The following is a 21,018-nucleotide window of genomic DNA, read 5'->3' as shown; positions in this document are numbered from 1 at the left end:
TCGATGGCACAACTGCAGTAAACCATCGACCCAACATCCCAGCCGCCCTCCCAAATTGTGGGAAGGATAGTCAGGTGACCCGCTATTCTTCCAGCTGAGCTCCATCGGGCCTGGATTTTCCCAACGTTCCTTCCGTTCTCTGCCTGCTGCAGCGCTTTTCCAATTCCAGATGATGCCTTGTGCTGCCAACGTGTCGCGTGCGATGGCATGCCTATTCCAGATCCAGTAGGGCCAACGGCCGCATTCCCCGCAGCGTTCGCAACTTGGGCGCTAGATGCTGCATTTCCTGTAGAAGACGTACCTTCTGACCCACTTGCACCGAATCTCGTACCACGTCAGCGTGCCGCGTTCCCCTGCGAAGGCACTACACAGATATGCTGCGGAGGTATGGCAAAGAGGTGATCATCGCGGAAGCCCGTGCCGGTGCAATCAACACCGTTGCTACGTTGCTGGACACACCCTTCTTACCACTTGCTCGATCTCATCAATACTTCCCTGTTGAAACAGCGCCTGCCGCTTGCCGTCAACATCGGTGATCATTACTACCCCGTACTCCAGCAATAGAATTTCGGTCGATCCAAGTACGATCTTGTATTTTGGCGCGAATGTCACAGGTGAGGCCACGCGCCATCCCGAAGGATATATCCGTTTCAACTCTCCGATGAAGGCGATCGACTCGTCCATGCTGGAGGCGCTGCATTTGAAGCCCTTTGTTTGTGCGGTTTCACCTACTACCCTCAGTAGCCCATCGGGCCGAACTTCTGGAGAAGTGCTTTCGGAATTTCCTCCGATAGCGCATCCAGACGCGCACACTGAAATCATCAGAACTGGAAGATAAGACGCCAACTTGATCCAGGCCATTGCTATTTTCCCCCTTAGCCGTTGAGTGCCGTTTTTCACGCGGATATGCATCTTTCGCCAATGCCCGTTGCGCTCCTGCCGACGCTGGCATCGTAATCGCTGAATCCGTTGTACATAAGCGCGGATTCAGCGTCGAAGTGCTGCCCGGGATAGCCGATATTCAGCCCACCGATGTCGTCTTGCTGGATACTTCGCCCGGCAGCCTGCTGATCGCGCCCACGGCATTCACCCACACCCATCGGGGCAATCGCCCGGTGGGGGCGACAAGTTCATTGCCACCAGTTGGATTCTTTTCCAGAAGGCGAAGACGTTGTTCGGGGAAGGCTGAGGCAGCCGCTTCAGTACACCTGCGGCGCCGCACACACGTAGTCGTCGACCGTTTCAATGAAAGGCCGAGCGCCACGCCGCGTTCTCAACGAGAAGAAACCATCGCCACGACGATGGCCACTACAACTGCCACCAGCACCGGAATGAGTGCAACCAGCGCGATGCGACTGCCCTTGGCTACCTTCTTCTCATACGCCAGCAGTGCCTCGACATCGAGGTAGGAGCCTGCGTCGCCGCCGTCCTTGAGGATGCCCTGCGCGCAAAGCTGATCGTGCGTTGATTGCAGGTCCGCGTCCAAGGACGCGCGATCGATCGCAGTCTGCGTTGAGTACGCCTGCTGATCGCTGAAATGGGCCAGCGTCTTGCGGCGCTGTTCCTGCACGACGGCAATGATCGTCGCGTTGACGGCCGTCGTGACGGCGGTGATCGCACCACTATTCAACTTCCTTCCCCCCTGGAAGGCCGCATGGCCCCACTCCGATTGTTGGCTGACGGAGCCACTGCTGTCCATTCGTTATCGCAGCCCCTCACCGCGCCCAGGCACCTGGCCGGATTAGAGAATTTTATGGCTGGAATGTCCAATGACGCCTCGGCCCCGCCTCCATATGATAACGATTCTCATTAATGAAGTCGCACTTCCGGTGCGGCAGGAGGCCGTAATGAACATCGATGCCAGTGCATTCCCGATGGTCTGGATGCACACGGGGGAGGACAAGGCGGCCCCCGCGGAGGAGGTGCTGACGAGCATCTCGGCGCTGCTCGCGCGCGATGAGCCGTTCGCGTTTCTGGCCGAGGGCGCGCCAGACGACGCGGACGACAACGTAGCGAAGCGACGGAAGGTGGCGCAGTGGATGAAGGCCAACAGCGCTGCACTCCGTCGGCTGGTCAAAGGCCATGTCCAGATTGTTCCGGACGTGGCGCAGCAGGTCGCCATGGCGGCGTTCGCAACCGGCTTTGCCCGATTCTGGGGCTACCCCATGTTCGTTGTCGCCAGCCTTGATGAGGGCCACGCCAAGGCTCGATCACTACTGGCGGACAGTTGAAGACGGCACGAGGAATCCACCATGCTTATTACCGGCTTGAACGGCATTGCGCCGGACTACCCCGATCAGATTGATCGTCCCGTCACCGTCATTGGGCTGGGTGCGATCACTGAAGGCTGGGAGTATCCGTGCCATTGTCACCGCAAAGCACAGCTGCTGTTCGCCGACACCGGCTTGATCACCCTGGAGGCCGACGCCGGCCTGTGGGTGGTGCCGCCGCAGGCCGCGGTCTGGATTCCCGGTGGCCTTGCGCACCGTGGATACAGCAGCAGCAGCCCGCAGGGCTTCGTGGTGTTCGTCGAACCCGATGTCGCCCCGGGCTTGCCTGACACCTGTTGCACGATCTCCGTCTCGCCCTTCATGCGTGCATTGCTGGCGCGTACTGCGGAGCTGCCTGAGCACTACGATCTGGACGGTCCACAGGAGCGGCTGATTGCCGTTCTGCTGGATGAGCTCGTCGCCGCGCCGTTGGAGTGGCTGCATCTACCGATGCCGTCCGACCCGCGCCTGCGCCAACTGGCCGATGCAATGATGGCCTCTCCTGCAGATCAAGCCACGCTCGACCAGCGCGCGTTCCATATCGGGATGAGTACACGCAACATGTCGCGTCTGTTCGCGGCGGAGACGGGCTTGAGCGTGAGCCGCTGGCGCCGGCAGATGCATGTGATCACCTCCCTGCCGATGCTGGCCAAGGGGCTGTCGATCCAGGCCATTGCTGATGATCTTGGCTATGAAAGTTCAGGCGCCTTCGTCACCATGTTCCGCAAGTCGGTCGGCACGCCGCCCAAGCGCTTTCTGGCCGAGCGGACTGCCCGGATCGGTGCGCCGTTGCCTGTTCTAGACGTCCCACTTCCTGGGTAGAACCCGGATGTTGAGTGCGGTGCTTGTGTTGTCCGCTCACGCAGGCGGTTGGATTCGCCGGGGGCGGATGGAACAGCAACTGGCATCTGCCTGGCACGACCCTATGCAGCCCCGTCGTGGACATCCTCAAAAAGGACTGAGCGCATCATCTTTCCACGCGGACTTCCTGAAGGACCGTCCCAGTGGCATTGAAACAATAGTCTGTTCGCCCTCCGAACACCGGACTTCCTTGAAACTCTCTCGGTGAGAAGGCTATACAGAACCCGTCGCCATTCTTCGCAACTTCGGAACGATAGTTGCTTAAAGACGCCATGAACACTTTATTTTCTTCCGCCATTTCATCATCTTCGTGGGACGCGACATCTTCGATGAACTGCGTGATTGCATGTCTATAGGCCATCGCAACCGCTTCATTGGTTGGCTGTGTCTCACGCCCGGCATCCGCAGTACGTGTCGCGGCATTGGAAACCAGGGGGTGGATTGAGATCAGCATCAAGAAGGTGGTTCTACGCAATTTATTCTTCATCACAGATCCACTCTCCGCCTGCAGTTCGCTGCGTTCGTCTGTCCGCTCGGCCATGAGCGGCTTTTCCCCGCATGGTAGTACCTACGGGTGCCGATACTGCAGCGGGTAGCTAGAACAAGCTGCCCTGCGGTGACTCCACCCTTGGTGGCAACGGCCGCTGGAACCGGCTGCAGTCCAGCTTCGGCCAATGGCTGTTCTGCGCATCGAAACCCAGCCGCCGGCGCGCCAGCTTGAAGCGGTTAGACAGCAGGTCCGCATACACGCCCTGGCCGCGCATGCGGCTGCCGAACTGGCTGTTGTAGTCCTTGCCACCGCGCAGCTGGTTGATGGTGCTCATCACGTGCGAGGCGCGGTCGGGGTGGTGGGTGTCGAGCCAGTCGCGGAACAGCGGTGCCACTTCCAGCGGCAGGCGCAGCAGCACGTAACCGGCGGTGCTAGCCCCGGCGTCATGGGCGGCTTCCAGCACCGACTCCAGTTCACTGTCGTTGATCCACGGGATCACCGGCGCCACCATCACCCCGACCGGAATGCCGGCGTCGTGCAGGCGCTTCATCGCACGCAGGCGCGCATGCGGTGCCGAGGCGCGCGGCTCCAGTTTCGCCGACAGGTGCGGGTCCAGCGAGGTCACCGAGAAGTGCACGCTGACCAGGTTCTCCGCGGCCAACGGTGCGAGCAGGTCGATATCGCGCTCGACGAGGGCGTTCTTGGTGATCAGCGAGAACGGATGCTTCGTCTCCTGCATCACTTCGATCAACTGGCGGGTCAGCTTCAACTTGCGCTCGATCGGCTGGTAGGCGTCGGTGTTGATGCCCAGTGCGATCGGCTGCGGCACGTAACCGGGTCGAGAGAGTTCCTTGCGCAGCAGCTGCGGCGCATTGGTCTTGGCGAAGAGCTTGGTTTCGAAGTCCAGGCCGGGGGAGAGGTTGAGGTAGGCGTGCGAGGGGCGCGCGAAACAGTAGGAACAGCCGTGCTCGCAGCCGCGATAGGGGTTCACCGACTGGCTGAAACCCACGTCCGGGGAGCTGTTGCGGCTGATGATGCTGCGCGCGGTTTCGGCACGCACTTCGGTGCGCAGGCGCGGCGCCTGGAATTCCTCACTCTGGTCGGCGTCCCAGCCATCATCCACCGCTTCGCTGACGGTGACTTCGAACCGGCCCGCCAGATGCGTGGAGGAACCTCGCCCTTTGATCGCAATACCCATCGTCAAAGGCTATCGCCGGGACGTCTCAGGGGTTGAGACGTCGTGGGGGAGATTCGAGGAAGAAAGCGGGGGTACATGGGTTAGTAGTATTACTAACCACAGCCTCGAAGGGAAGCGAAACCTAGGCCAGTGCAGCGTTTGCGGGCGTGTGGCGCGGTTTGGCCCCCAGAGTTGTCCACAGGGTGGGGGTCTTTGGCGGTGGGGTCATGAGGAGCCGGCCAGCGGCCGGCACTACAGTTGGTGCAGGTAGGCCTTCACGGTGGCGGGCAGGCCGTCATACAGGGCTTCGCTGATCAGTGCGTGGCCGATCGAGACTTCCAGCACGTCCGGCACGCTTGCCAGGAAGTCGCGCAGGTTGTCCTGCGAGAGGTCATGGCCGGCATTCACGCCGAGGCCGGCCGCCTGGGCGCGGCGTGCGGCATCGGCGAACACCGCCAGCATCGCAGTGGCGTCGCCGGCGGCATGCGCCTCGGCGTAGGGACCGGTGTACAACTCGATACGGTCGGCACCGATCGCCGCGGCCTGGGCCAGGTCCGGGTTGCCGGCGTCTACGAACAGGCTGACCCGGCAGCCATACGACTTGAGTTCGGCGATCAGGGGGCGTAGCCGTTCGGCGTCGCGGGCGAAGTCGAAACCGTGGTCGGAGGTGAGCTGGCCATCGCCATCGGGGACCAGGGTGGCCTGGGCCGGGCGGGTCTGCGCGCACAACGGCAGCAGGCCCGGGTAACCCTCGCGCGGCGGCGCGAACGGGTTGCCCTCGATGTTGAATTCCACGCCACGTTCGCCGGTCAGTGCCGACAGCGCGAGCACGTCTTCGGCGTGGATGTGGCGGCGGTCCGGGCGCGGGTGCACGGTGATGCCATGCGCCCCCGCATCCAGGCACGCGCGGGCGGCCTGCAGGACATCCGGGTCGGTGCCACCACGCGAGTTGCGCAGCACGGCGATCTTGTTGACGTTGACACTCAGCTGGGTCATGGGCTTACGGGGCGTTGGAGGCGTCTTCATCCGTCGCACGACGGGCCTGGGCCTGTTCGCGCAGCCGGCGCAGTTCGAGGGGATCGATGACGGTGGAGATATCGCGCTGCAGGTTGCCGAAGCGCGCCACATACAGCCCGCGCACCCACACCAGCAGCAGCACCAGGGTGCCCAGCAACCACAGCACCATCATCCCGGTATGGGTGGCCTTGAGTGCCATCGTGAAACAGCCCAGCGCCAGCAGCAGGAACAGCCAGTACATTGTCCTTCTCCCCCATTTGACCCGGGCAGTGTAGCGCCGGCAGTGCCACCGGTTCCACGTGGATGGCGCTACAGCAGCGGCGAGGCCAGGCGGGCAAAGGCCTCGGGCACACGGTGCAGCCACAGCGAGCGGCGACGGTCGTCGCGTACCTGCACGGCCGCGTCGAACTCGGCGGCCAGGATCCGCTCCAGCGCGGCCACCCGGTCGGTATCCACCAGCATCATCGACAGCTCGAAGTTGAGCCGGAAGCTGCGGTGGTCGAAGTTGGCGCTGCCGACGATGCACACGTCGTGATCGGCGATGAAGGCCTTGGTATGCAGCATGCGCGGGCCGTACTCGTAGATCTTCACCCCGGCCTGCAGCAGTTCATCGAAGTAAGAGCGCGCGGCCTGGGTGACGAACCAGGAGTCGCTCATCTTCGGCACCAGCAGGCGTACGTCCAGCCCGCCGAGCGCGGCGGAGGTCAGTGCCATGCGCGCCGCCTCACCGGGGACGAAGTAGGGCGTCACCAGCCAGACCCGCTCACGCGCTTCCTGGATGGCGGCCACCTGCAGCCGGTGGATGGTTTCCCACGACGAATCGGGGCCGGACACCAGCACCTGCGCATTGATGCTGCCGTCGGTGCGGCTGGGCATGTCGTGCGGCCACAGCTGGGCGATGTTGAAACGTTCCGGGGTCTGCCCGGTGGCGTAGATCCAGTCCTCGATGAAGACCAGCTGCAGGCTGCGCACGACGTGCCCGGCCAGGCGCATGTGCAGGTCGCGGTAGGCGTCGGGGCGCCGGCTCTCGTCTTCCTCGTCGGTGATGTTGATGCCACCGGTGAAGGCCAGCCGGCCGTCGATCACCACCAGCTTGCGGTGCGTGCGCATGTTCAACCACGGCCGTTTGAACGGCTTGAGCAGCTGCCGCGGGTGGAACCAGGCCACTTCGCCACCGGCATCCAGCAGCGGTTTCAGGAAGGACGTGCGGATCGCCGAGGAACCCACCGCATCGAGCAGCAGGCGCACCCGCACACCGGCTTGGGCACGTTCGACCAAGGCATCGCGCAGCGCGGTGCCGGCATGGTCGGGGTTGAAGATGTAGTACTCCACATGCAGGTGGTCGCGGGCCTGTGCCACCGCGGCGAGCAGCGCACGGTAGGTGGCCGCGCCATCGACCAGCCACTCCACTTCGGTGGCCGAACTGGGCGCCAGCCCGGTGGTGGCCTGGGCGATCTTGGCCAGCTCGGTGCAGTCCGCATCCGGGGGGCACACGGCGCTGTAGTGCTCCATGCCCGAGCGCGCGCGGCCACGCCGCAACCGTTGCCGCTTCACTTTCTGCGGGCCGAGCAGGTAGTAGATGAAGAGCCCGAGGTAGGGCAGCGCCGCCAGCGACAGGATCCAGCTCAGCGTGGCCACCGGCTCGCGCTTCTGCAGCATGATCCAACCGGTGAGCCAGAACAGATAGAGCAGGTAGGCCACCACCAGCAGGGCGCGCAGATGCGGGATGGCATCGAGCCATTCGGTGAGGGCAGGGAAGAAGGCGAGCATGCGCTGATGATAACGGGCTGCGTGTGTCCGGCGTAGGCGGAGGGATGGCACGGCGCCTGGGGGCGAGAAATAGTTCTTCGCGTTTCACTTCCAGATCAACAGCTGCAGGGTGCTGGGTTGCCGACCACTGCTCTGTCTTCGTCTGGGTGTGGGGCGAGCGTTGGGGGCCCCGATGCCCATGCGGGCGAAGTAAAGGAGGAGGTGACGGCCGCAGGCCGGCGCCGGGGGACATTCGCGCGCATGGGCATCAGGGCCCGCGCCCCAGCCATCTGCACCGCGGGGCCTTACACGGGAAAGAAGCGCCGTGGACTTCTCCCACAGACGGGAGAAGAACCAAAAAAAACGCCCCTGTTTCCAGGGGCGCCTTCAGTCGCGTCACGACTGCTGTATTGCGTATTACTGCTGCACGAAACCGATCTTCTTCATCTGAGCGTTCTTCGCGGCGGCCAATACCTTGGCCATCACGTCGTACTCGGAGTCCGGGCTGGCGTCGATGCGCAGCTCCGGCTGGTTGGTCGGATCGCGCTGGACTTCCTGCTCCATACGCTGCTGCAGCTCGCCCACAGCCACCGGGCTGTTGTTCCACGACACCTGGTTGCTCGCATCCACCTTCAGTTCGATCGGCGGCGGCGGTTCAACCAGCTGCGGCGGTGGGTTGAGCACTCGCTGCGGCAGGTCCACGGCGATCGGGTACGTCATGATCGGCGCGGTGACGATGAAGATGATCAACAGCACCAGCATCACGTCCACGAGGGGCGTGACGTTGATGTCGGCCATGGGGCCCTTGTTACCACCGGTACTGAAAGCCATGGCTTACTGCCCCTTCTCTTTGGTGGCAACGAAGCCAACGTCGAGCATGCCCTGTTCCTGCGCAATCTTGGTCATCTCATTGATGACGCGCATCTTCGTGGTGCGGTCACCACGCAGATTGAGCGGCGGCTGCGGGGTCTGCTGGGCGGCGGTCGCCAAGCGCGACTCGAGAGTCTGCTTGTCGATTTCCTCGTCGTTCCAGTAGATCGAGCCGTCTTCCTTGACTGCCAGGGTGATCGGGCCCATACGCTTTTCAGCGTCTTCCGGGTTCTGCACCAGGTTGGCTTCAGGCAAATCCACCTTGACCTTGTGGGACATCAGGGGCGCCGTGATGATGAAGATGATCAGCAGCACCAGCATCACGTCCACGAGGGGCGTAACGTTGATGTCGGCCATGGGGCCGCCGCTGTTACCACTACTGAAAGCCATAACGGGCTCCGTCTAGATCGTGTTGACTACGTTCTCGCAGGGTGACGCGCGTCGCTATTAGCGAACGCGCGAACCGGTAGCGAAGAAGTCGTGCAGGTCGTGAGCGAACGTATCGAACTTGCTGATCGTGGCGCTGTTGATCTTGCTGAAGAAGTTGAAGGCGAACACGGCCGGGATAGCCACGAACAGACCGATGGCGGTCATGATCAGTGCTTCACCCACCGGGCCAGCAACGGCGTCGATCGAGGCGGAACCGGTGGCACCGATCTTGATCAGCGCGCCGTAGATGCCCCACACGGTACCCAGCAGACCGACGAACGGAGCGGTTGCACCGACGGTGGCCAGCAGGGTCATGCCCGACTGCAGGTTGTTGCTTTCGCGGGTCACGGCCTGACGCAGGGCGCGATCGACGAATTCCGAACGGCTCAGGTTCTCACCCAGGCCACCGGTTGCGCCGCCTTCGGCACGCTGGTGGTGGGCAGCTGCCTGGGCAGCGTCAAGAGCGATCTTCGAGAAGGGCTCCGAAGCCGGCTGTTCTTCCATCGCACGGATGGCGTCCTGGGCGTTCGGGGTATCCCAGAACAGGCTCACGACCTTGTCGGCAGCGCTCTTGAGGCGGGTAGCACGGAAGATGTTGATGACGGTCCAGTACCAGGACATGGCCGACATGATGATCAGGGTCAGCAGCACGACCCAGGAAACGGCGAAATCACCCGGCTTGGTGGTCATTTCGTGGATCAAGTGCTCGAAGCCCATCTGCGAGAGGGCGTTCGACGGGTTGCCCCCGGCAGCAGCGGCGATGAAAAGTTCCTGCAGCATGACGCTTACCTTTGTTGTGTGTGGTGATGAATGATGTTGCTTTGAATAACCGAGGGAGCGGTGGCCGGCGGGCCACCGACACCATCAGTTCAGCGCAAAGTTGACCGGGACGCGAACGCGACCTGCGACCTTCTTCCCGCCCGACTCCGCTGCACGGAAGCTCCACTTGCGTGCGGCGTCCATCGCGGCGCGGTCGAGGTCACGGTTACGGCTGGACCGTTCGACCGACACATTGGTGACGTTGCCATTGGCATCGACATCAATGATCAGGATGACTTCACCCTGGATACCTGCGCGGAATGCAGCCGGCGGGTAACGCGGGGGATTCATGTTCTTCGAGGAGATATCGACGCTGGCCTCAATGGAGCTCGGCGGCTGCGGCGGGGACGGCGGCGACGGCGGCGTGACGATGTCGTTGGCGCGCGGCTGCGGCACATCGACGATCGGCGGCTGCGGCGGCGGCGGAACCGGCGACGGCTTCGGCGGCGACAGATTCTTCACCGGCGGCGGCGGCGTATCAGTCGGCGGCGGCGGCGGCGGCGGCGGTGGGGGCGGCGGCGGAGCGTCGACCAGGGTCACCATGATGTTGCGTTCCTTCTCCGCGGCGGCCTTGGGGGCAACGGCGGGGATCAGAAGCATCATGAAGGCGGCGAGATGCAATGAGATTACAAAGGCGATACCCACGATGCGCGGCCAGCTAAAGCCGGTGTCATCGCGTTGTTCGTACCTGTGAACGACTAGTTGTTCCGTCATGCGCCAAGAGCTCATTAGTGGGGCCGGGATACCCGGGGACAGGTAGCCCATGATCAGCGGTGCATGACACCGCAGGAACCTCCAAGCTTATACCAATCCTGAGCGCCTGCGCATCAATGTGGCAGGCGTTCAGGCGTTATTCCTACTTACTTCAGGTTGATGATTTTCTTGGCATCCGCCTGGTTCTTCACACCCTTTGCCAGCGCCTGCTGGGCAGCCTGCTTGGCTTCCGGGATGCGACCTTCAGCATGCAAAACGCGTGCCAGGTTCAAGTAGGTTTCACCGTCCTTGGAGAGCGGGGCGGCCTTCTGCCACGCTTCGATCGCCTTCGGCACCTGGTCGGAGTAGTAGTAGGACTGGGCCAGGGCCAGGTATACCTGGTAATCCGGCTTCAGGATGCCCTTCTGCAACCCTTCGTTGATGACCGCGATGACGTCCTTTTCCTTGTTCTCGGTATTGGCGTAGATCGAGTACAGCTGCTTGTACTCGCGCTCGTCGGTGAGCTGGCCTGCCACACGCAGCTTGTCCATCACCGCTGCGGCCTTGTCCATCTGGTCGGCCTGCATGTACATGCTGGCCAGGTTCAGCTGGGCTTTCTTGTCGTTCGGGTTGCGCGCCACGATGGCTTCGGCCTGCTTGACCGCTTCACCGGTCTGACCGGCTTCGGCCATGGCCGCCATCAGCAACTGGGTCCAGTTGTCCTTCGGCTCGGTCGCGCCGGCGATCGCCTGCTGCAGCACCGGAATGGCCTCTGCGTAGCGCTCGCTCTGGTACAGGGCCTGGCCCTTGGCCACCAGCTCTTCGGGCTTGGTCGACTTGCTCTCTGCGAAGTACTTGTCCAGCGTGGCCAGACCGGCGGCGGTCTCGTCATCCTGCAGCTGCAGCTGGCCGAGCATCAGCATCGACTGGAAGTGGCCGTTATTTTCCAGGCCGTTGAACTGCAACACCTGCTGCAGGTACTTCTTGGCCGAAGCGTTGTCGTCGGTCTGGTAGGCGGCCTGCGAGGCCAGCTGGGCGGCCAGCGACTTGTCGTACTCGTTGGCGGCGCTGTTGGCGAGGATCTCGTCGGCCAGGGCTCGGGTCTCCGGGAACTTCTGGTCGTTGTAGCTGTCAATGAGCTTCTGCAGCTTGTTGCCGAGCTTGGGCGAGGCCTTGATGCCGGGCTCCTGGCGGGTCGCGTTCGGATACAGCACCTCGGCCTTGGCCTGCTGCTTTCCACCGCGACGGTCACCCCGCTCGGACGAGCGCGAGGACTGTGCAAAGGCATCGGTGACCATGGCGCCACCGATGGCGGTCGCGATGAGGACGGAAAGGACGGCTTGCTTGTGGTTGCTGAAAATCATCTTTCACCTCGATCGAACCGCCGCAGCGGCATCAAAACGGACTGTCAGAAAACTCTGAGCCGCCAAACGTATCAGAAACTGATGGCGTGAGAAATCGTTTCCGATGCTGCAATACAGCATCCTTTAGTCGTAGTGGCGTGCCGCGGCCGCACCTCAGCCGCACCTCGGCTTGCGGCCCGCCGACTGCGCCTGCTGATACACCCCGGACAGGGCCGGTGCGTCGCGCTGCAGCTCACGGATCCGGTTGGCCGGGTCGGGGTGGGTGGACAGCCATTGCGGCGACCGTCCGCCACTGGCGGCCATCATGTTCTGCCACAGGTTGACCGCCTGCGCGGGATCGAACCCGGCCTCGGCCATCAACCGCTGGCCAACCACGTCAGCCTCGCTTTCCTGGGTGCGCGAGCCGGGCAGCAGGAAGGCAGCTTGGGCGCCCATGCCGCCGAGCTGGTTGACCGTACCCACCGCCCCCTCGCCGTACGCGGCGCCCGCCAGCGCGCCAAGCACGGCCAGGCCGGTCTGTGCGCCCATCTGCCGGGTCAGGCGTTCCTCGTGGTGGCGCGAGATGACGTGGCCGATCTCATGGCCGATCACCGCAGCGAGCTGGTCCTGGTTCTTGGCCACGGTCAGGATGCCGGTGTTGACCCCGACCTTGCCGCCGGGCAGGGCAAAGGCGTTGGGTTCCTTGTCGACGAACACCGCCGTCTCCCACCGTACGCCACGGTACTGAGGCGGCAACTGCGCGACCAGCGCGTTGACCACGCACTGCACGTAGGCGTTCTGGCGGCCATCGGTGCTGACCTTTTCCTTCTGCTTGGTCTCGGTGAAGGCCTGCGCCCCAAGCTGGTCGAGCTCGGCTTGCGACACCCCACCGACCATCTGCCGGCGGCCGGTAGGTGAGGTGGTGGTCGCGCAGGCACTGACCAGCAGTGCGATGGCGATTCCCAACAGGACTGGTTTCATCGATGAGCCCCCGTGTTCATATGCGCAGTGTGGAACTGCGGGACGTAAAATTTTGTTGTGGCCGCGTCAAGCGCATTGCAGGTTCAATGCAGGCCCAGGAAAACCAGGGCCGCCAGCGCGATGGCGTTGTTCAACGCATGCGCCACGATCGGCGCCCACAAGGTGCCGGTGCGCTGGTAGAGCCACGCAAACGCGGCGCCCATGCCGCCATAGACCAGCCACAACTGCGCGATTTCCCACGGCCCGTTGGCGCTGGTACCGGGAATTTCATGCACCAGGGCAAAGGCGAAGCTGCTCAGCAGCATGCCCAGCAACGGCCGGCCGGCCTGCCACAGGCGACCGAACAACACGCGCCGGAACAGCAGCTCTTCGTAGGCCGGGGCCAGCACGATCGCGAACACCGCCAGGAACCACGGGAAGCGGGCGAGGGCTTGTTCCATCAGGGTCAGGTTGGTCGGCACCGGTTCGATCCCGGCCTGTTTGGCCAGCCACGCGATCAGATTGCTGCCGATCACCACGCCCAGCGCCACCAACAGGGTCCATCCCCACGTCGAGGGACGTCGTGCCGCCTGCGCGGACGCGCTGCGTTCGCTGCGGTCAGCGCGGCGACGCAGGAAATACAGCAACAGTGCCGCGCCGCCGGTAGCGGTCACCGCCATCAGGATCTGGGCGAGGGCGCCGGGTTGGCCGACCTGCTGCGCGATGCCGGCGGTCGTGTCGATGACGGCACCGTCGCGCACGGTCACCACGGCACGGTACAGGCCCCAGACCAGCCCGCTGAGCATGCTCAGCACAAGCAACGCCAGCACGGCGATGCCCATATCGATCAGGAAACCGGCAACGGGAGAGCCAGGCTTCTTTGCCGGTGACGGCGGCAAGCCGGGAGGCAGCGGAGGCGTCAGGGACGCCGGAGCAGTTGCAGACATCGGATTCCTGGCATCGGGAGACGGATGCCGGCCAGGTTGCAGGTCGCAACCGGCCGGCCCTGTCCCGATTGTGTCAGATATCCAGGTTGGCGACCTTCAACGCGTTGTCTTCGATGAAGTCGCGGCGCGGCTCCACCACATCGCCCATCAGGGTGCTGAAGATCTGGTCGGCGGCGACCGCGTCTTCAATCCGTACCTGCAGCAGGCGGCGGGTATCCGGGTTCACCGTGGTATCCCACAGCTGCTCCGGATTCATTTCACCCAGGCCCTTGAAGCGCTGGATCTGGCGACCCTTCTTGGCCTCGTCCAACAGCCAGTTGCGCGCCTCGGCAAAGGTGCTGATCTCCGCCGACTTGGCGCCGCGGCTGATCTTGGCACCCTCGCGGACCAGACCGTGCAGCAGCAGCGAGGACTGGTGCAGCGCACGCAGTTCGCCGGTTTCAAACGCACCCAGCGGCAGCACCTGGATCAGCTCTTCGCCCATGTGGCGACGGGTGACCAGCAGAGCCGCCGGACGCTCATCGTTGGGTTCCTGCAGTTCCAGGCTGAAACGCGGCGAGCCGAGGCTGCCCTGGTTCAGGCGCTTGGCCAATGCCGCCAGACCTTCGTCGGCGCCGGCCTTGCGCAGGTGTTCCAGATCCATCGGGGTGAAGTCGATCAGGGCTTCCAGCACCTGGCGATCGTAGCGATGCAGGTTGCGGGTGATCGATTCCTGCGCCGCGGCGTAGGCAAGCAACAGCTTCTCCAGCGCCACGCCCTCGATGCCCGGTTCGCCGTCGGCCGGAATCAGCGAAGCGTTTTCCACCGCGCTGCTGGCCAGGTAGGCATCCAGCGCCGGGTCATCCTTCAGGTACTGCTCCTGCTTGCCCTGCTTGATCTTGTACAGCGGCGGCAGGCCGATGTAGATGTGGCCGCGCTCGATCAGCTCCGGCATCTGCCGGTAGAAGAAGGTCAGCAGCAGCGTACGGATGTGCGCGCCGTCGACGTCGGCATCGGTCATGATGATGATGCGGTGGTAGCGCAGCTTGTCCGGGTTGTACTCATCGCGACCGATGCCGGTGCCCAGCGCGGTGATCAGCGTACCGACCTGGTCCGAGGCGAGCATGCGGTCGAAGCGGGCACGTTCCACGTTGAGGATCTTGCCGCGCAGCGGCAGCACGGCCTGGTTCTTGCGGTTACGGCCCTGCTTGGCCGAACCACCTGCCGAGTCACCCTCGACGATGAACAGTTCCGACAGCGCCGGATCCTTTTCCTGGCAGTCGGCCAGCTTGCCCGGCAGGCCGGCGATATCCAGCGCGCCCTTGCGGCGGGTCAGGTCGCGCGCCTTGCGGGCCGCTTCGCGTGCACGGGCGGCGTCGACGATCTTGCCGGAGATGGCCTTGGCTTCGTTCGGGTTTTCCTGCAGGAATTCTTCCAGGCGCGCGCCGAAGGCCGCTTCCACCGCCGGGCGCACATCCGAGCTGACCAGCTTTTCCTTGGTCTGGCTGGAGAAGCTCGGATCGGGCACCTTCACCGACAGCACCGCGATCATGCCTTCGCGCATGTCATCGCCGGTCAGGTTGATCTTGGCCTGCTTGGCGATGCCGTTCTGTTCGATGTAGTTGTTCAGCACGCGGGTCAGCGCGCCGCGGAAACCCGCCAGGTGGGTACCGCCATCCTTCTGCGGAATGTTGTTGGTGAAGCAGTACATCGTCTCCTGGTAGGAGTCGGTCCACTGCAGCGCCACGTCCACGACGATGCCGTTGTGCTCGCCCGTGACCGAGATGACGTTCGGATGCAACGGGGTCTTCAGCTGCGCCAGATGCTCCACGAAGCTGCGGATGCCGCCTTCGTAATGGAAGTCGTCGCGACGGCCATCGCCACGCTCGTCCGCCAGGACAATCTTGACACCGGAGTTCAGGAATGACAGCTCGCGCAGACGGCGCGCCAGGATGTCGTAGTGGAACTCGACGTTGTCGTGGAATGCCTTCACCGACGGCCAGAAGCGCAGGGTGGTACCTCGCTTGGTGCTGGCCTCAAGCTGCTTCAGCGGGTTGACCGCGGCACCGTCGGCGAATTCCTGCTGGTAGTGGAAACCGCCCTGGAAGATATCCAGCAGCAGCTTCTGCGACAGCGCGTTGACCACGCTGACGCCGACGCCGTGCAGGCCGCCGGAAACCTTGTAGCTGTTGTCATCGAACTTGCCGCCGGCATGCAGCACCGTCATCACGACTTCGGCAGCGGACACCTCACGGCCGAGCTTGGCGCTCATCTGCGCATGCTTGCCGACCGGAATACCACGCCCGTTGTCCGTCACCGAGACCGAACCGTCTGCATGGATGGTCACGGCCACGTGGTCGGCATGGCCGGCCAAGGCTTCGTCGATCGAGTTGTCGACGACCTCGAACACCATGTGGTGCAGACCGGTGCCGTCATGGACGTCACCGATGTACATACCCGGACGCTTGCGAACTGCCTCCAGGCCTTCCAGGGCGGTGATGCTGTTGGCGTCGTAATTGCCGTTCGTTGCCGGGGTGTTCTGTTCTTCAGTCATTGCGCTTGCCATAGGCTCCGCAGGTCGGGCCACCGCCGGGGGGCGGGGCGCCGAGGAATAAGGGGTTTCAACCGCAATTATACCAGCCGGGCACCGTGGCCTCTGGAGACCCACTATGGCACAGCGTCAGCATGCGCGCTGGGCGGCGAGAGTGCGGTTTCACAGCGGATCCTGGCGAAGCACAGTGCCATGTTCCACGTGGAACCGGGTGACGTCGGTAGCGTTGGCCAGCGCGGCCGGTATCTCGGTGGCGGTAATGAAGATCTGCGCCGGGCCCGCCTTCAACCGGTCCAGCACCCGCGCCTGGTGATGGCGGTCCAGCTCGGAGGACAGATCGTCCAGCGCGATCACCGGCCACTCGCCGCGCTGTTCCGCATAGTCCTCGGCCTGGGCCAGCAGGCAGGTGAGGGCGGTGAGCTTGGCCTGTCCGCGCGAGAGCGCATCGCGGCCGGGGATGCTGGCAAAACCGACACTCCAGTCCGCGCGGTGCGGGCCGACCGAGGTATAGCCCGCCATCCGATCACGCTCGCGGGCCAGCAGCAAGGCATCGGACAGCGAAACCTCGTGCTTGCGCCAGCCGGGGCTCAGGGTCATCGACTGGATCTGCAGATTCGGTGCCAACGACTCGGCCAGCGCGATGGTCCGCTGCTGCAATCGTTCCAGATAGTGCTGGCGACGTGTCGTCAACGGCTCACCGGCCTCTGCGAGCTCCCGATCCCAGGCATCCAGTGCGTGCGGGTGCCCGCCCTGCTTGAGCAGGGCATTGCGCTGCTTCAATGCACGGGAGTAACGGCGCCACAGGGCCAGGAAGTCTGGTTCCACGTGGAACAAGCCCCAATCGAGGAAGCGACGACGGGGCTCGCCCCCGCCACTGACCAGCGCGTGGCTACCCGGCTCAAAGGTGACCACAGCCAGCGCAGCGCAGAGGTTTCCCAGCTGGGCAACGTCTTCGCCATCCAGTCGCCCCTTCCACTCCTGCCCGCTGTGACGCAGGCCGGCCTTGCGCCGTGTCGGGCTGGTGTCGCCTTCGCGCTGTTCATCCCACTCGACGAATACCTCCAAAGCGTCTTGCCCTTGCCGCACCAGGCCATCGCGGACCCGCCCACGGAAGCTGCGTCCATAGGCCATGACGTGCAGGGCCTCCAACACACTGGTCTTGCCGGCCCCGTTGTCGCCGGTGATCAGGTTGATACCCGGTTGAGGGGCCAGTTCCACGCTGTCGAAGCGGCGGACCTGGTGCAGGGATAAACGACGGATGTGCATGCGGTCGATCAAGGCCGCGGGTTGCGGCGGTCGGTTCGGGGGAATCGATCAGCTTACTGCATAGATTGGGTTCCACGTGGTCGCGGTAAGCCCTATCCGCAGCGCGGCCGTCACCCGGTGATGCCTCGAAATCCTTGAAATCTGTTGCCGCGGTAGGGGTGCAGGCCTGCAGATTTCAAGGAATTTCAGCGTTTGGTCGACGTCGTTCGCGAGGCCGTCGCGTACACGCTCGTGAATTTCTTCAAATCTGGCGCGCAGGGCAGGGCAGCTGCTTTCAGATCTCAAAGAATCCGAAGAGGTCTCAGATACGCTATCCACAGGGGCTCTGTATGACTTATGCACAATCTATGTACAAGCTGTGGATAAAAAGGACGCCCTGGGACCCCTTTAAAGATACCCACAGGTTCAACCCCAGGCTCAGCACCTGTTCTACAGGGGGTTTCAAGGCCATATTCTTGTTTAAATACAAGCAGTTAAGGTACTTTTCAACCAAATCTGACCCTACCACCACCACCTAGCTTTAGATTTATATACAGTTTTTAAAAGCTTAGAGCTGTGATTCGAGGGCAATCCAGGGGCAATCCCAACGTGCGGCGAGAACAATCTGCGCGGCGCTCACCGGCAAGGTTTGGTTTGGAAGAATCATCCACTCACATCGCAATCTGCCTTGAGCCCGGTTGCCGCAGAGCGGAGCAAGACCAAGCGATTGAGCAACGGGTCCCCAGACCAGATCCGCCGCTCTGTTCACGACAACACCAGGACCTGCAACACCCTGCACGTTGCAATGCTCCACGTGGAACCTCAGAAGCGGTGCAAAAAGAAACCCGGCCATAAGCCGGGTTTCTTCAATTACTGCGGTTCCACGTGGAACCAACCGTCAACCGGTCACAGACGCAGCGGCATCACCACATGACGCGACTTCTCGCTGCTGGCTTCACGCACCAGGGCGGAGGAGTTCGAATCACGCAGCTGGATGACAACATGCTCATCGCGCAGCGCCGACAGGGCATCCAGCAGGTAGTTCACGTTGAAGCCGATGGCCAGATCGCTGACCGTGGTATCGGCTTCGATCTCTTCCTGGGCTTCTTCCTGCTCGGGGTTGTGCGCACTGATCTTCAGGTTGCCCGGCGAGACTTCCACGCGGATACCGCGGTACTTCTCGTTGGACAGGATCGCGGCGCGCTGCAGCGAGGCACGCAGTGCTTCGCGATCGACCTTCACTTCGCGATCGGCACCGATCGGGATTACCGCTTCGTAATCCGGGAAACGGCCGTCGATCAGCTTGGAGGTGAAGGTGACATCGTCGCGCTTGACCCGCACGTGGCTGCGACCGACTTCCAGCTCGATCTCGCGATCGCCGCTTTCCAGCAGACGCTGCAGCTCGGTCACGCCCTTGCGCGGCACGATGATCTGACGCTTGGCGCCGCTGGCTTTTTCCAGTTCGGTTTCACACAGCGCCAGGCGGTGACCGTCGGTGGCCACGGTACGCAGGGCATCACCGCGCAGGTCGAACAGCAGACCGTTGAGGTAATAGCGCACGTCCTGCTGGGCCATCGCAAACGCAGTGCGTTCGATCAGTTCCTTCAGGGTGGCTTCGCCGATCGCAACGCGCTCGGTGGCTTCCACTTCGTCCACCGACGGGAAGTCGTTGGCCGGCAGGGTTGCCAGGGTGAAACGGCTACGCCCGGCCTGCACGGTGATCTTGTCACCGGTCTGGGAGACGGTGATCCGGCTGCCATCGGGCAGGGCACGGATGATCTCGAACAGTTTGCGGGCGGGGATGGTGGTCTCGCCGTCCTGGGCATCTTCCACCGCGATCCGCGACACCATTTCCACTTCCAGGTCCGTACCGGTCAGCGACAGCTGGCCGTTCTGGACCTGAACCAGGAAATTAGCCAGAACCGGCAGGGTCTGGCGGCGTTCGACCACGTTGACGACTTGTGCCAACGGCTTGAGAAAGGCTTCGCGCTGCAGTGTGAAACGCATGTGGTTCCGTGCCCCTATGCTTTAAAAAAATGTGGAATAAATCAAAAGCTTGGTGGTGCTGGTAGGACCAGAATCGCGGGAAAACTCATCTAAGTATTTGTAAACAAAAGGTTTTCCAACCTCGAAACCCTATGCATTACTCGCCCCCAGGGGGTGGGGAAAGCTGTGGATAAATTTACCGCCGGATCAACCGGCTTTTTTATCCACAAGCTGTCCCGTGCTTACTACCGGATTCTGCACCGTTTTATGCGATGACGCCTTAGCGGCGTACATGCATCATTCGCTCAACTTCCGGATCAGCTTGTCCCAGTCTTCCCGCAACTTGCCGTCGGTTTCCATCAGCGTCCGGATCTGCCGGCAGGCATGCAGCACCGTGGTGTGGTCCCGGCCGGCGAAGGCATCGCCGATTTCCGGCAGGCTGTGCTCGGTGAGTTCCTTGGTCAGCGCCATGGCTACCTGGCGCGGACGGGCCAGTGACCGGGTCCGACGCTTGGACAGCAGATCCTTGATCTGCAGCCCGTAGTAGTCGGCCACGGTTTTCTGGATGTTCGGAATGCTGATCGCCTGCTGCTGGGCGCGCAGCAGATCGCGCAGGGTTTCCTGGGCGAAGTCGGTGGTGATCGCACGGCCGGTGAAATTGGCGCGTGCGGCCAGGGTATTCAGCGCACCCTCGAGGTCGCGGACATTGGAGCGCATCTTCTTGGCAATCAGAAACGCCACATCGTCGGGGATATCGGTACCACGCTCGCGTGCCTTGGCCAGCACGATCGCGGCGCGCGTTTCGAAGTCCGGCGGCTCGATGGCTACCGACAAGCCCCAGGCCAGCCGCGACTTCAGCCGTGCTTCCAGCCCCTCGACTTCGCGCGGGTACCGGTCGCAGGTCAGGATGATCTGCTGCTTGCCATCGAACAGGGCGTTGAAGGTGTGGAAGAACTCTTCCTGGGTGCGGTCCTTGCCGGCGAAGAACTGGATGTCATCGATCAGCAGCGCGTCCACCTGCTGGAACTGGCGCTTGAACTGGTCCATGGCCTTTTCCTGCAATGCCCGGATCATCGCGCTGAAGAACTGCTCCGAACGCAGGTACAGCACCTTGGCGGCCGGGTTGGCCTGACGCATCGCATTGCCGGCCGCGAACATCAGGTGGGTCTTGCCCAGACCGGTGCCGCCGTACAGCAGCAACGGGTTGTGGGCCCGGTCGCCGGGCTTCTGCGCCGCCTGGAACGCCGCGGCCAGACCCAGCTGGTTGCTGCGGCCTTCCACGAAGTTGGCGAACGTGTAGTGCGAATCCAGGTTGCCGGCGAACGGCACCAGCGGCTCGGCCACCGCGGCAGGCGCGGAAAAGCCCGAATTCGACGCGATCTGCGGCTCTACCGGACGCGGACGCGAGCCGATTTCAAGAAAAACGTCGCCAAAACCGGCGAAGTGCGCCAGCAGTTCCTTGATGCGCGGCAGGTACAGCTCGCGCACCTGGTCGACGATGAAGGCGTTTGGCGCATAAAGCACCAGGCTGTCCGCGCGCAGATCTGCCTGCAGCGGCTTCAACCAGGTGTGAACATCCTCGGGCGGGAACTCCGCTTCGAGGCGCTCGAGACAACGGGACCAGGCATCCAT

Annotated in this window: 20 protein-coding genes and 1 pseudogene; 3 read left to right on the top strand and 18 right to left on the bottom strand. The window is 63.1% G+C overall.

Annotated features, from left to right (window positions below):
• Window positions 1-441 precede the first annotated feature (441 nt).
• Window positions 442-861 carry a hypothetical protein gene (locus tag AC3IPM_RS00105; RefSeq protein ID WP_489301905.1) on the bottom strand — a complete coding sequence of 140 codons (420 nt, stop codon included), beginning with the start codon at window positions 859-861 and terminating at the stop codon, window positions 442-444.
• 197 nt (window positions 862-1,058) lie between these two features.
• On the opposite strand from AC3IPM_RS00105, the pseudogene AC3IPM_RS00100 reads away from it, so the two are divergent.
• Window positions 1,059-1,189, top strand: a pseudogene (locus tag AC3IPM_RS00100) (2OG-Fe(II) oxygenase); the annotation flags it as partial.
• Window positions 1,190-1,273: 84 nt separating this feature from the next.
• Here the strand turns inward: AC3IPM_RS00100 and AC3IPM_RS00095 are convergent.
• Window positions 1,274-1,699 (bottom strand): hypothetical protein, encoded by a 426-nt coding sequence (locus AC3IPM_RS00095; protein ID WP_489301904.1) that lies wholly within the window; start codon window positions 1,697-1,699, stop codon window positions 1,274-1,276.
• Between the two features lie 148 nt (window positions 1,700-1,847).
• On the opposite strand from AC3IPM_RS00095, the gene AC3IPM_RS00090 reads away from it, so the two are divergent.
• Together AC3IPM_RS00090 and AC3IPM_RS00085 are read left to right on the top strand one after the other, a co-directional pair.
• Window positions 1,848-2,231 (top strand): hypothetical protein, encoded by a 384-nt coding sequence (locus AC3IPM_RS00090; protein ID WP_489301903.1) that lies wholly within the window; start codon window positions 1,848-1,850, stop codon window positions 2,229-2,231.
• A gap of 21 nt (window positions 2,232-2,252) precedes the next feature.
• Window positions 2,253-3,092 (top strand): AraC family transcriptional regulator, encoded by an 840-nt coding sequence (locus AC3IPM_RS00085; RefSeq protein ID WP_489301902.1) that lies wholly within the window; start codon window positions 2,253-2,255, stop codon window positions 3,090-3,092.
• A 145-nt stretch (window positions 3,093-3,237) separates the two neighbouring features.
• Here AC3IPM_RS00085 and AC3IPM_RS00080 read toward each other — a convergent pair whose 3' ends face one another.
• The 16 genes from AC3IPM_RS00080 to dnaA form a co-directional block, all read right to left on the bottom strand.
• A complete protein-coding gene (locus AC3IPM_RS00080) occupies window positions 3,238-3,672 on the bottom strand; it encodes a hypothetical protein (protein WP_489301901.1) in 435 nt (144 codons plus the stop codon).
• Between the two features lie 55 nt (window positions 3,673-3,727).
• A complete protein-coding gene (locus tag AC3IPM_RS00075; RefSeq protein WP_489301900.1) occupies window positions 3,728-4,819 on the bottom strand; it encodes a PA0069 family radical SAM protein in 1,092 nt (363 codons plus the stop codon).
• A gap of 231 nt (window positions 4,820-5,050) precedes the next feature.
• Window positions 5,051-5,794 carry a pyridoxine 5'-phosphate synthase gene (locus AC3IPM_RS00070; RefSeq protein ID WP_489301899.1) on the bottom strand — a complete coding sequence of 248 codons (744 nt, stop codon included), beginning with the start codon at window positions 5,792-5,794 and terminating at the stop codon, window positions 5,051-5,053.
• Between the two features lie 4 nt (window positions 5,795-5,798).
• A complete protein-coding gene (locus AC3IPM_RS00065; protein WP_489301898.1) occupies window positions 5,799-6,056 on the bottom strand; it encodes a hypothetical protein in 258 nt (85 codons plus the stop codon).
• A gap of 68 nt (window positions 6,057-6,124) precedes the next feature.
• The gene (gene cls / locus AC3IPM_RS00060; protein ID WP_489301897.1) at window positions 6,125-7,585 is read right to left on the bottom strand and encodes a cardiolipin synthase; all 1,461 of its coding nucleotides are present in this window, start codon (window positions 7,583-7,585) and stop codon (window positions 6,125-6,127) included.
• A gap of 396 nt (window positions 7,586-7,981) precedes the next feature.
• Window positions 7,982-8,395 (bottom strand): ExbD/TolR family protein, encoded by a 414-nt coding sequence (locus AC3IPM_RS00055; protein ID WP_489301896.1) that lies wholly within the window; start codon window positions 8,393-8,395, stop codon window positions 7,982-7,984.
• Between the two features lie 3 nt (window positions 8,396-8,398).
• Window positions 8,399-8,824, bottom strand: a complete 426-nt coding sequence (locus AC3IPM_RS00050; RefSeq protein ID WP_489301895.1) for an ExbD/TolR family protein — start codon at window positions 8,822-8,824, stop codon at window positions 8,399-8,401.
• A gap of 57 nt (window positions 8,825-8,881) precedes the next feature.
• Window positions 8,882-9,643, bottom strand: coding sequence for a TonB-system energizer ExbB (exbB, locus tag AC3IPM_RS00045; RefSeq protein ID WP_038691528.1), 762 nt, complete (start codon window positions 9,641-9,643; stop codon window positions 8,882-8,884).
• An 84-nt stretch (window positions 9,644-9,727) separates the two neighbouring features.
• The gene (locus AC3IPM_RS00040; protein ID WP_489301894.1) at window positions 9,728-10,396 is read right to left on the bottom strand and encodes an energy transducer TonB; all 669 of its coding nucleotides are present in this window, start codon (window positions 10,394-10,396) and stop codon (window positions 9,728-9,730) included.
• Between the two features lie 146 nt (window positions 10,397-10,542).
• Entirely contained in the window at window positions 10,543-11,739 is a 1,197-nt protein-coding gene (locus tag AC3IPM_RS00035; RefSeq protein WP_489301893.1) for a tetratricopeptide repeat protein, read from the bottom strand.
• A gap of 153 nt (window positions 11,740-11,892) precedes the next feature.
• Window positions 11,893-12,699 (bottom strand): M48 family metallopeptidase, encoded by an 807-nt coding sequence (locus AC3IPM_RS00030; protein ID WP_489301892.1) that lies wholly within the window; start codon window positions 12,697-12,699, stop codon window positions 11,893-11,895.
• Between the two features lie 83 nt (window positions 12,700-12,782).
• Window positions 12,783-13,625: a CPBP family intramembrane glutamic endopeptidase gene (locus tag AC3IPM_RS00025; RefSeq protein ID WP_489301891.1), complete on the bottom strand. Its 843-nt coding sequence runs from the start codon at window positions 13,623-13,625 to the stop codon at window positions 12,783-12,785.
• Window positions 13,626-13,698: 73 nt separating this feature from the next.
• Window positions 13,699-16,158: a DNA topoisomerase (ATP-hydrolyzing) subunit B gene (gyrB, locus tag AC3IPM_RS00020; RefSeq protein ID WP_489301890.1), complete on the bottom strand. Its 2,460-nt coding sequence runs from the start codon at window positions 16,156-16,158 to the stop codon at window positions 13,699-13,701.
• A gap of 159 nt (window positions 16,159-16,317) precedes the next feature.
• Window positions 16,318-17,421: a DNA replication/repair protein RecF gene (gene recF / locus AC3IPM_RS00015; protein WP_489301889.1), complete on the bottom strand. Its 1,104-nt coding sequence runs from the start codon at window positions 17,419-17,421 to the stop codon at window positions 16,318-16,320.
• An 885-nt stretch (window positions 17,422-18,306) separates the two neighbouring features.
• Window positions 18,307-19,407: a DNA polymerase III subunit beta gene (gene dnaN / locus AC3IPM_RS00010; RefSeq protein WP_019184048.1), complete on the bottom strand. Its 1,101-nt coding sequence runs from the start codon at window positions 19,405-19,407 to the stop codon at window positions 18,307-18,309.
• Between the two features lie 276 nt (window positions 19,408-19,683).
• Window positions 19,684-21,018: a chromosomal replication initiator protein DnaA gene (gene dnaA / locus AC3IPM_RS00005; protein WP_489301888.1), complete on the bottom strand. Its 1,335-nt coding sequence runs from the start codon at window positions 21,016-21,018 to the stop codon at window positions 19,684-19,686.

This window comes from Stenotrophomonas sp. GL_111 (genome assembly GCF_057835245.1).
This window is presented reverse-complemented; position numbering and strand designations above follow the sequence as displayed.

What these genes read in the sequence shown, in the direction of transcription:
- AC3IPM_RS00095 (WP_489301904.1), bottom strand. Translation starts at nt 1,699, where the DNA reads ATGGACAGCAGTGGCTCCGTCAGCCAACAATCGGAGTGGGGCCATGCG.
- AC3IPM_RS00090 (WP_489301903.1), top strand. Translation starts at nt 1,848, where the DNA reads ATGAACATCGATGCCAGTGCATTCCCGATGGTCTGGATGCACACGGGG.
- AC3IPM_RS00070 (WP_489301899.1), bottom strand. Translation starts at nt 5,794, where the DNA reads ATGACCCAGCTGAGTGTCAACGTCAACAAGATCGCCGTGCTGCGCAAC.
- AC3IPM_RS00075 (WP_489301900.1), bottom strand. Translation starts at nt 4,819, where the DNA reads ATGGGTATTGCGATCAAAGGGCGAGGTTCCTCCACGCATCTGGCGGGC.
- AC3IPM_RS00025 (WP_489301891.1), bottom strand. Translation starts at nt 13,625, where the DNA reads ATGTCTGCAACTGCTCCGGCGTCCCTGACGCCTCCGCTGCCTCCCGGC.
- exbB (WP_038691528.1), bottom strand. Translation starts at nt 9,643, where the DNA reads ATGCTGCAGGAACTTTTCATCGCCGCTGCTGCCGGGGGCAACCCGTCG.
- AC3IPM_RS00030 (WP_489301892.1), bottom strand. Translation starts at nt 12,699, where the DNA reads ATGAAACCAGTCCTGTTGGGAATCGCCATCGCACTGCTGGTCAGTGCC.
- dnaN (WP_019184048.1), bottom strand. Translation starts at nt 19,407, where the DNA reads ATGCGTTTCACACTGCAGCGCGAAGCCTTTCTCAAGCCGTTGGCACAA.
- AC3IPM_RS00065 (WP_489301898.1), bottom strand. Translation starts at nt 6,056, where the DNA reads ATGTACTGGCTGTTCCTGCTGCTGGCGCTGGGCTGTTTCACGATGGCA.
- recF (WP_489301889.1), bottom strand. Translation starts at nt 17,421, where the DNA reads ATGCACATCCGTCGTTTATCCCTGCACCAGGTCCGCCGCTTCGACAGC.
- AC3IPM_RS00105 (WP_489301905.1), bottom strand. Translation starts at nt 861, where the DNA reads ATGGCCTGGATCAAGTTGGCGTCTTATCTTCCAGTTCTGATGATTTCA.
- AC3IPM_RS00040 (WP_489301894.1), bottom strand. Translation starts at nt 10,396, where the DNA reads ATGACGGAACAACTAGTCGTTCACAGGTACGAACAACGCGATGACACC.
- AC3IPM_RS00080 (WP_489301901.1), bottom strand. Translation starts at nt 3,672, where the DNA reads ATGGCCGAGCGGACAGACGAACGCAGCGAACTGCAGGCGGAGAGTGGA.
- AC3IPM_RS00050 (WP_489301895.1), bottom strand. Translation starts at nt 8,824, where the DNA reads ATGGCTTTCAGTAGTGGTAACAGCGGCGGCCCCATGGCCGACATCAAC.
- AC3IPM_RS00055 (WP_489301896.1), bottom strand. Translation starts at nt 8,395, where the DNA reads ATGGCTTTCAGTACCGGTGGTAACAAGGGCCCCATGGCCGACATCAAC.
- AC3IPM_RS00085 (WP_489301902.1), top strand. Translation starts at nt 2,253, where the DNA reads ATGCTTATTACCGGCTTGAACGGCATTGCGCCGGACTACCCCGATCAG.
- dnaA (WP_489301888.1), bottom strand. Translation starts at nt 21,018, where the DNA reads ATGGATGCCTGGTCCCGTTGTCTCGAGCGCCTCGAAGCGGAGTTCCCG.
- AC3IPM_RS00035 (WP_489301893.1), bottom strand. Translation starts at nt 11,739, where the DNA reads ATGATTTTCAGCAACCACAAGCAAGCCGTCCTTTCCGTCCTCATCGCG.
- gyrB (WP_489301890.1), bottom strand. Translation starts at nt 16,158, where the DNA reads ATGACTGAAGAACAGAACACCCCGGCAACGAACGGCAATTACGACGCC.
- cls (WP_489301897.1), bottom strand. Translation starts at nt 7,585, where the DNA reads ATGCTCGCCTTCTTCCCTGCCCTCACCGAATGGCTCGATGCCATCCCG.